The organism is Flectobacillus sp. (assembly GCF_049240685.1).
GTDB lineage: Bacteria > Bacteroidota > Bacteroidia > Cytophagales > Spirosomataceae > Flectobacillus.
This window is the reverse complement of record NZ_JBMLSD010000444.1, coordinates 9,701-17,981: the sequence shown is the minus strand read 5'-3', so window position 1 is coordinate 17,981 and position 8,281 is coordinate 9,701. Positions and strand designations below refer to the sequence as shown.

General features: G+C 38.4%; 8 protein-coding genes. 6 read left to right on the top strand and 2 right to left on the bottom strand.

The window, feature by feature from the left end:
• Nucleotides 1-34: 34 nt before the first annotated feature.
• The gene (gene xerD / locus ACOVQ4_RS20540) at nucleotides 35-949 is read right to left on the bottom strand and encodes a site-specific tyrosine recombinase XerD (protein WP_421822477.1); all 915 of its coding nucleotides are present in this window, start codon (nucleotides 947-949) and stop codon (nucleotides 35-37) included.
• Nucleotides 950-1,141: 192 nt separating this feature from the next.
• Between xerD and aroQ the strand changes: the two genes are divergently transcribed.
• From aroQ to ACOVQ4_RS20525, 3 genes are all read left to right on the top strand, one after another.
• Nucleotides 1,142-1,567, top strand: a complete 426-nt coding sequence (gene aroQ, locus ACOVQ4_RS20535; protein WP_421822476.1) for a type II 3-dehydroquinate dehydratase — start codon at nucleotides 1,142-1,144, stop codon at nucleotides 1,565-1,567.
• Nucleotides 1,568-1,772: 205 nt separating this feature from the next.
• Nucleotides 1,773-2,867: an aminotransferase class V-fold PLP-dependent enzyme gene (locus ACOVQ4_RS20530; RefSeq protein WP_421822475.1), complete on the top strand. Its 1,095-nt coding sequence runs from the start codon at nucleotides 1,773-1,775 to the stop codon at nucleotides 2,865-2,867.
• Between the two features lie 144 nt (nucleotides 2,868-3,011).
• Complete coding sequence (locus tag ACOVQ4_RS20525; protein ID WP_421822474.1) at nucleotides 3,012-3,584, top strand: MarC family protein; 573 nt, start codon at nucleotides 3,012-3,014, stop codon at nucleotides 3,582-3,584.
• Nucleotides 3,585-3,888: 304 nt separating this feature from the next.
• Here the strand turns inward: ACOVQ4_RS20525 and ACOVQ4_RS20520 are convergent, their stop codons facing one another.
• Nucleotides 3,889-6,693 (bottom strand): TonB-dependent receptor, encoded by a 2,805-nt coding sequence (locus ACOVQ4_RS20520; RefSeq protein WP_421822473.1) that lies wholly within the window; start codon nucleotides 6,691-6,693, stop codon nucleotides 3,889-3,891.
• 285 nt (nucleotides 6,694-6,978) lie between these two features.
• On the opposite strand from ACOVQ4_RS20520, the gene ACOVQ4_RS20515 reads away from it, so the two are divergent.
• From ACOVQ4_RS20515 to ACOVQ4_RS20505, 3 genes are all read left to right on the top strand, one after another.
• Complete coding sequence (locus ACOVQ4_RS20515) at nucleotides 6,979-7,554, top strand: RNA polymerase sigma factor (RefSeq protein ID WP_421822472.1); 576 nt, start codon at nucleotides 6,979-6,981, stop codon at nucleotides 7,552-7,554.
• A gap of 4 nt (nucleotides 7,555-7,558) precedes the next feature.
• Nucleotides 7,559-7,852, top strand: a complete 294-nt coding sequence (locus tag ACOVQ4_RS20510) for a hypothetical protein (RefSeq protein WP_421822471.1) — start codon at nucleotides 7,559-7,561, stop codon at nucleotides 7,850-7,852.
• Nucleotides 7,853-7,871: 19 nt separating this feature from the next.
• Nucleotides 7,872-8,281 (top strand): Spy/CpxP family protein refolding chaperone (locus tag ACOVQ4_RS20505; RefSeq protein WP_421822470.1); only part of this gene is annotated, 410 nt, incomplete at its 3' end.

Genomic DNA, 8,281 nt, shown 5'->3' with positions numbered 1-8,281 from the left:
ACAGCTTAATGCCCAAAGCCTATTGCCTGAAAAGCTACTTTCGAAAGCCTTTATTTCTTGGATGAAAATCCACGATAGTTTGTTGCAAATAAGCCCGGTCGAGGTGTGTGTATATCTCTGTAGTGGTGATACTCGAATGGCCCAGCATTTCTTGGATAGCTCTCAAGTCGGCGCCGCCTTCAATCAAATGCGTCGCAAAGGAATGGCGAAAAGTATGCGGACTAATATTTTTCTGAATGCCTGTCATCGTTGCCAAATCTTTAATAATAATAAAAACCATAACCCTTGTAAGGTTTTTGCCCCGACGATTTAGAAAAAGATGATCCGAAAAATCAGTTTGAATTGGTTGTTGCTTACGGATTTGTTCGATATAAATTTGGGTATAATGCATGGCATCGCGCCCAATAGGCACCAATCGCACCTTATCGCCTTTGCCTCGCACCCTAATAAAGCCAATATCAAAATAGCATTCTGAAAGTTTGAGCTCTACTAATTCCGAAACACGAAGCCCCGAACTATACAATACCTCCAGCATAGCTCTGTTGCGTGCGCCTTCGGGCGTTGATAGGTCGATGCTCTCCAGCATTTGTACAATTTCGGGATAGCTGAGGGTCGAGGGTAATTTTCGACCAATTTTGGGCGAAGCAATCAAAAGCGTAGGGTCTTGTTTGACCACGTCTTCTACTTCAAGGTATTTATAAAAAGCCTTCAGTCCCGAAAGCATACGAGCCTGAGAAGTAGCTTCTAGGCCAAGTTCATCGATGTACTGAAAAAAGCTAAAAATATGCTTGTCGCTTACTTCCGTAACCGACGGGGCGTCTTGGTGGGTGATTTCGAGGTATTCCCAAAATTTACTAACGTCACGAATATACGCTTCGATTGAATTCTCTGAAAGAGCTCTTTCGAGCGTGAGATAGTTTTTAAAGTTTTTTATATAAATTTGCCACATCTTGATACTTCCAAAATAAGTTTAAACAAAGTAGTTTTTATGAACTAGCGGAATCGACGCTTTGTTTTTAGGATATAATTTTCAATGTATTTTGCGAAGCTAATCAATATTTGGCATATTCGTAAAATCAGGCGGGTTGGATGGAGCTTTTTCAAGGCCTGATTATATTTTTAACTTTAAATTGATACAATTGTGACAAAAAAGCAGATTTTAATCGTGAATGGGCCTAACTTGAATTTGTTAGGAAAACGTGAGCCAGAAATATACGGTCATCAAACATTTGAACAGTATTTTGAAATATTGAGAGACAAGTTTGAAAGTCAGGTAGATTTGCATTATTTTCAGTCAAATCATGAAGGAGCCTTAATCGACAAAATCCACGAAGTTGGATTTACTTTTGATGGAATTGTTTTGAATGCTGGCGGATTTACGCATACTTCTATTGCCTTGGCAGATGCCATTGCGGCGGTAAAAACCCCAACGGTAGAGGTACATATTTCAAATGTTCATGCGCGCGAAGAATACCGTCATCATAGTTTCTTAAGCAAAAATTGTATCGGTATAATCATTGGCTTTGGCTTGAGAGGATACGATTTTGCTATCCAAACCTTTTTATAATGGAAAATAGGAGTGATGAACTCCAAACTCATCACTCATGAATCCACATTAGGATTGCACGACTGGTTTTGAACTATTTCGGATTTGAGATTGCTGATTTCGGAAATTTAAAAAGTGCTTTAAACTTCCGAAATCTAACATCCGATATCCGAAATGGTCAAATTTGTTTGAACTCCCAATTCTCCACACTAACGGCCTTACTACGATGATTACATTTTATCCAGGACCTTCCAAAGTTTATCCAGTGGTTGAGCATTATCTCAAACAAGCCTTTGACGAGGGCGTGCTTAGCATCAATCACCGTAGTCAGGCGTGTATGCAGATAACCCGCTCGGCTATTGATTTACTTCATCAAAAACTTCATATTCCGACGGATTATACGATTTATTTTGTATCCTCAGCTACGGAGGTTTGGGAAATTATTGCACAATCGCTCACGCAACGTCATAGTTTGCACCTGTATAATGGAGCATTTGGCGACAAATGGGCCGATTATGCAGGACGTATTTTGCCACAAGTAACGAGGGTTGTTTATGATTATGAACAGTCGATAGAAAAAATATCCTTGCCCGACTCAGATGCAGATGTAGTGTGTTTGACTCATAATGAAACCTCTAATGGGACACATCTCAAGCATTGGACGAATGTTTCGACAAAATACCCAAATGCACTCATTGCAGTAGATGCTACCTCGTCGATGGCTGGGGTGGCTTTAGACTGGCAAAAGGCGGATATTTGGTTTGCCTCAGTGCAAAAATGTTTTGGATTACCCGCTGGTATGGCAGTAATGGTATGTTCGCCCCGAGCATTACAATATGCAGAAATGATTGGTGATCGAAAATACTATAACAGTCTGTTGTTTATGAATGATAATTTTAAAAAATATCAGACGCATTATACACCCAATGTGCTAGAAATCTATTTGTTATCCAAGATTTTAGAACAAATTCCTGATATTTCAGCCACTTCCGCACGTATAGAGGTTCAAGCCAAAGAGTGGTATGATTTTTTTGAAGAACATTTTGATGCAGATTTGATGCATGGAGGTGTAAAGCCTTTGGTTCAAAATCCAGCATTGCGTTCGGATACCGTATTGGCAATAGAAGCGCAACCCTCTGTGGTCAAATATATCAAGCAAGTGATGGAATCGCAAGGAATCACTTTGGGCAATGGCTATGGAGCTTGGAAAGATAGCACTTTTCGGATTGCTAATTTCCCTGCTATATCCGAGGCCGACCGTTTGGCTTTGCGAGAGCAGTTACTATTGCATTTACCCAACAAAGCCGTTGTAACTGTTTAAAAAAATATTGTGCTATACGCTGTAGGCAAAAGGCAAAAATGTATTGATCATTTCATAAAAGAATATTTTGCCGAGTGCTCATAGCCCACAGCGGAGGCTAAAATATAACTTCTACTTTTTCATCAACTAAACCCTTACCAAATCATGCATTTTAATATTAAGGAAATTTTCTCTGTTTCGCTCATTCTGTTTTCTGTTATCGATATTCTTGGGTCCATTCCTGTGATAATAGATTTACGTAAAAAAACAGGTAATATTCACCCTGAGCAGGCCACTTTGGTTTCGGGGGGAATAATGATTGCTTTTTTATACGTCGGGAAATCTATTTTGAGCCTTTTTGGTGTTGATATAAATTCCTTTGCCATAGCTGGAGCATTGATTATTTTCTTGATTGGTCTCGAAATGATATTGGGACGAAATATCTTTAAATCGGAAGAGGTTTCAGGTTCAAAGGCCGCTTCTATTGTACCTTTGGCATTCCCAATTATTGCTGGAGCTGGTACGATGACGACGATTCTTTCATTGAAATCTCAGTATGATGAAATCAATATCTTAATTGGGGTGTTTCTCAACCTAATCTTTATTTATATCGTACTTCGCTCGAGTGAATGGATTGAAAAAATGCTCGGTCAAGGAGGTACCAACGTGCTCAGAAAGGTATTTGGAGTAATTCTTTTGGCGATTGCTATCAAGATTATCAAAACTAGAATAGGATAGTTTTCTGAATGATGAGTTTTGAGATATTTTTTACATGTATTCCTACTGTAGAGACGCAATGATTGCGTCTCAAACTGTGTCATATCTAGCATGGTAGTATCAAAAAAGGCGTTCGAAAAACTAATTTCGAACGCCTTTTTTGATGAGTATATAAAATAGTCTAGGAAAATAAGTAGCAGGAAGGATTAAATTAATAGTATTTTTAAGGTAAAATTTGACTGTAACCTTTTGATTATGAATATCTTCAAAAAACCAATATACAATTAACAAATAACCTCCTCCTACTCAACCAATAACCTCATGTTTAGAAATTGAAATTCAAACGAGCAAATACATATCTGCCATTAAATCCAAACTGTTGAACACGACGAGAATACACAAAACGACCAGCACTCATATTGCCCGAATGTGTATGGATATCTTGATAAACATCAAAAATATTGTTTGCTCCAACAGCAAAATTGATTCCTTTGGCCAGCTGATAGTTTAAGGTTAAATCCGTCGTGATTTTAGGTGAAAAAGTTTGGTCCAAAGTCTCTTTGTTATTGTTATTAAATGCATTTGCAACAAAGTTTGCAGAGCTCAACATGGTTGGGTCCAAATACACAACTTCACCAAAACGAACCGCACGAAGCATTGCTCCAAACTTTCCAAACTTGTAGTTGATAGTACCCGTAATTTTGCTTCTTGGACTTGCCACCTCAATACGGCTTTGGTCTTCGCGGTTGAAGTAATTACCTAACTGACCCGTTTCAATTAAAGTTGGGGTAGCCTTAATTGCTGGTTTACCATCAGCGCCTTTAATTACTTCATTGTCAATAAATGCACCTGCTAAGGTAAATTTCAAAGAGTGACCTTGAGGCAAACGAGTAGCATAGGCTACAACAGCTTCTAAACCACGTGAACGAGTATCAATAGCATTCGTAAAAAAGTTAACAGTAGTAGCACCTGCTTGTGCCAACTGGGCTGCGATGGTAGCATTGCCGTTAGCCGTAAAGTTATTGGTCAAGATAATACGGTCTTTAATATCAATCTGATAAGCATCTACTGTTATTTCCAGTTTGCCTAATTCTGCTGTAGCACCAATACTGTAACTTTGAGAAGACTCAGCTTTCAACTCAGGAATACCAAAGATTTTTGCTGGCTGACTACTATTCGGGAATGTACCACTTTCAACTGGCGTTTGTACACCATTGATAGTTTGGAACAAAGTATTGGTTTTTGAGTAATACTGTTGTTGGAGAGATGGAGCTCTAAAACCTGTACTTACTGCACCACGCAAGGCCAATTTGTCTAACAATTTGTAACGTGTAGCCACTTTGTACTTCAATCCTGTACTACCAAAATCTGAATAATTTTCTAAACGCAAAGCACCTGAAACTACCCATTTCTTTGTTACATCTAATTCTAAGTCTGTATAAAAACCAACATTGCTACGAGAGTGAGTACCTGCATTTGAAGGCAAGAACCCAGGGAATACTTGTGAGCCTGCCGCTACACCCAAAGCGGTATTATAGTTTTTGTAAGAAGCCTCTTCACCCGCACGAGTTCCAAATTGGTCAATACGAAATTCGGCACCAAAGGCTACGTTCAAGCCTTCCATGATGTTGCCATATTTGCGACTCATGTCAAAGTTGGTTGTATTTTGTGCAAAAGTATTACCACCTGCATCAAAAGAAGTTTGTGGCTTACTTACACTTCCTACTTGAGAATAGTTAATTGAGTTTTGTACCCCATAATCGAAGATGTTTTTTCCGTAAACATTACTCAAGTCGAAGTTCCAGTTTGCTAAAATTTTACCACGTACGCCCGTGGCAATCGAGAAATCAGTCACATTTGAAGTGATTTCAGGTAAGAATCCGTTTGGATATACCGCAAAAACACCTGTGCGAACCGCAGCTGGCACTCCATTGGGATAACGATAAAAACCTGCCGCATTACCTTGTTTGTTGTTATAGCCACCAAACACATACGCCTCGATATTGTCGTTGATTGGCAAAGCTCCGTTTACTACGAAACCCCCACCTTTTACTTCTGAGTTACCAATACGCATATCAAAGGCGTCGCGAGTTAATCCTTTGCTGGCAATTACTTGGTCATCTGTTTGACCTGCAACAGCTGGATATACTTGCCCCGTGTAAGTACCTGTGCGGTTGGTACGACCTCTCGACACATACTCACCCGTAATATTCAAAAAGCCTTTATCTCCTAACTTGATACCATAGTTTAATCCAATTTGGCCTGTAAAACCATCTTGTACAGATACATCTTTAGGCAAACCATTGCTAAAATTCACAGCATAATTCTTGGCATAAGAAGTTACATACTCGCCTGCCGAAAGGTTACCTGACGCACCAATTTGTCTTTTCAAAACGATGTTAATAACCCCTGCAATGGCGTCAGAACCATACTGTGCTGCGGCGCCATCACGAAGAATTTCGATTTTGTCGACAGCTGTAGCAGGAATTGCATTCATGTCGGTACCAACTGTACCACGGTTTACTGTACCATTTACGTTCACCAAGGAAGATTGATGTCTTCTTTTTCCATTTACCAAAACCAATACTTGGTCTGGACCAAGTCCACGTAATTGAGCTGGGTCAACGTGGTCGGTACCATCCGAAATCGCCTGACGAGAAGATTGGAACGAAGGAGCCACAAAAGTCAAAATTTGGTTAATATCCACCTGACCAACGTTATTGGTCACTTGCGAAATTGGAATAACATCCACAGGAACAGGTGTATCAATTTTGGTACGCCCTTCGCTACGAGTACCCGTAACAACTACTTCTTCCAAAGAAGAAATACTTTCTATCAGGGTAAAATCTTTGCTTGTAACATTGCCATCAATCTGTACATTTTCACTAATTGCTTGATAGCCAATAGCACTCACCTTGATGGTATAGCTCCCTGCTTGAAGTTTTAAGGTATAATTCCCATTACCATCAGATACCGTACCTGTTGTTCGACCTTGTACGCTGATAGATACCCCTGGGATTCCTTGACCTGTCTTGCTGTCTTTTACACTACCTTTTAGACTTTGTGCATAAGTGTAAACGCTTGTAAAGAGTAGTGTTACAATAATGGAAAATCGATAGAACTGTCTCATAGAATAGTTGTTTATAAAAATTTAAAAAATTGATAAAGTATTTGATTTTTTCAAATAACAAGTATTAAAACTATCTTATAAATAGACGAAATGCAAAAAAAATCTGATTAAAGGTTAAAAAATGGTGATATAATCCAATAAATATTGAGAAAAATAAAAAAAGTAGTTTGAAATTGAATGGAGTAATATTTAGGTTTTAAGAAAAAATTTAGGTTTGTACCGCAAGTTTTATTCTAAATATAACGTCTAATCTTCAAAAACCAAATTACTTGGAATGTTTAATTTATGACTGAAAAAGAGCTTGTCAAAAAACTTCAGCAGGCTGACCAGCTGACTTTCAAATACTTTGTCGATCAATATCAGAACAAAGTATTAAATACTTGTTGGGGCTTTGTCAAAAATTCTGCTGAAGCTGAGGATTTGACTCAAGAAGTTTTTATCGAAATATATCAGTCAATTCATGCATTCAAACATGATTCCCGATTGAGCACCTATGTGTATAGAATAGCCGTAAACAAATCATTAGATTTTGTACGAAAACAAAAAAGACAAAAACGCTGGGGGAATCTACTGTCTATTTTGGGTTGGTCAGATTCTCCAGAAATAGCTGATATTCCGACTTGGGAGCACCCCGGCCTAAAATTAGAGAATAAGGAGCGAGCCGCTATCTTAATGAAACAAGTGGAAACTCTATCCGAAAAGCAACGAGTGGCTTTTACCTTGCATAAAATAGAGGGCTTACCTTATCAAGAAATAGCGGAAGTATTGCAGGTTAGCTTGTCTTCTGTCGAATCTTTAATTTTTAGAGCAAATCAAACTTTACGTAAAAAGTTACAAACATATTATCAACAAGATTTTTGATATCATGAAAAGAGCTTCCGATAAGATAGAAAAAACATTATCGAGTCTGGACGACTTAGCCCGGGCGCAGGACAATCCATTTTTGTTTGCAAAGATTCAACATCGAATGCAATCAAACCAAACACAGACATCTGCCCAAAAGGCTTGGCAGGTCATTGGTTTGAGTCTTACTATGATTCTATTAGTACTCAATATTTTTACGTTTTGGAATCACTTTAACACAAAAAACGAACAGTCAGATTTGGATTTGGGTACAGAATTGGGGATAAATTCAGGTGTAAAATCGATTTACGAATAATTTATTAAATGAAAATCTTATGAAAACAATCTCACCATGGATTTTTGCTGGTTTGGTAATCATGAATATTGCCTTACTGGTTTTTATTTGGATGGGGCATCCTCGAGGCGGAGCGCCATTTCTTCATCCTCCATTCGGAGCGCCTCAAAATGGTGCGCGCCTTCAACATATACTGGAATCAAAATTGAACTTTGACGAAAATCAAAAACAGACATACCAGGAGCTTATCCATGAGCATCGTAAGCAGATAGACTCTCTTCATCAGGCTATCAAAGAAGCCAAAAGAGATTTGTATAGTAAAGGTCTGTCACAAAATGATTCGATTATTGCTCAAAAACAAAATCAGATTGCCAATCTTATCGCTAAACAAGAGCAAATCAATTTTGAACATTTCCGTAAGGTAAGAGATAAAATCTGTAATCCACAGCA

Excerpts from the sequence above, each read along its gene's own strand:
- xerD (WP_421822477.1), bottom strand. The coding sequence starts at position 949 with ATGTGGCAAATTTATATAAAAAACTTTAAAAACTATCTCACGCTCGAA.
- ACOVQ4_RS20530 (WP_421822475.1), top strand. The coding sequence starts at position 1,773 with ATGATTACATTTTATCCAGGACCTTCCAAAGTTTATCCAGTGGTTGAG.
- ACOVQ4_RS20525 (WP_421822474.1), top strand. The coding sequence starts at position 3,012 with ATGCATTTTAATATTAAGGAAATTTTCTCTGTTTCGCTCATTCTGTTT.
- ACOVQ4_RS20520 (WP_421822473.1), bottom strand. The coding sequence starts at position 6,693 with ATGAGACAGTTCTATCGATTTTCCATTATTGTAACACTACTCTTTACA.
- ACOVQ4_RS20515 (WP_421822472.1), top strand. The coding sequence starts at position 6,979 with ATGACTGAAAAAGAGCTTGTCAAAAAACTTCAGCAGGCTGACCAGCTG.
- ACOVQ4_RS20510 (WP_421822471.1), top strand. The coding sequence starts at position 7,559 with ATGAAAAGAGCTTCCGATAAGATAGAAAAAACATTATCGAGTCTGGAC.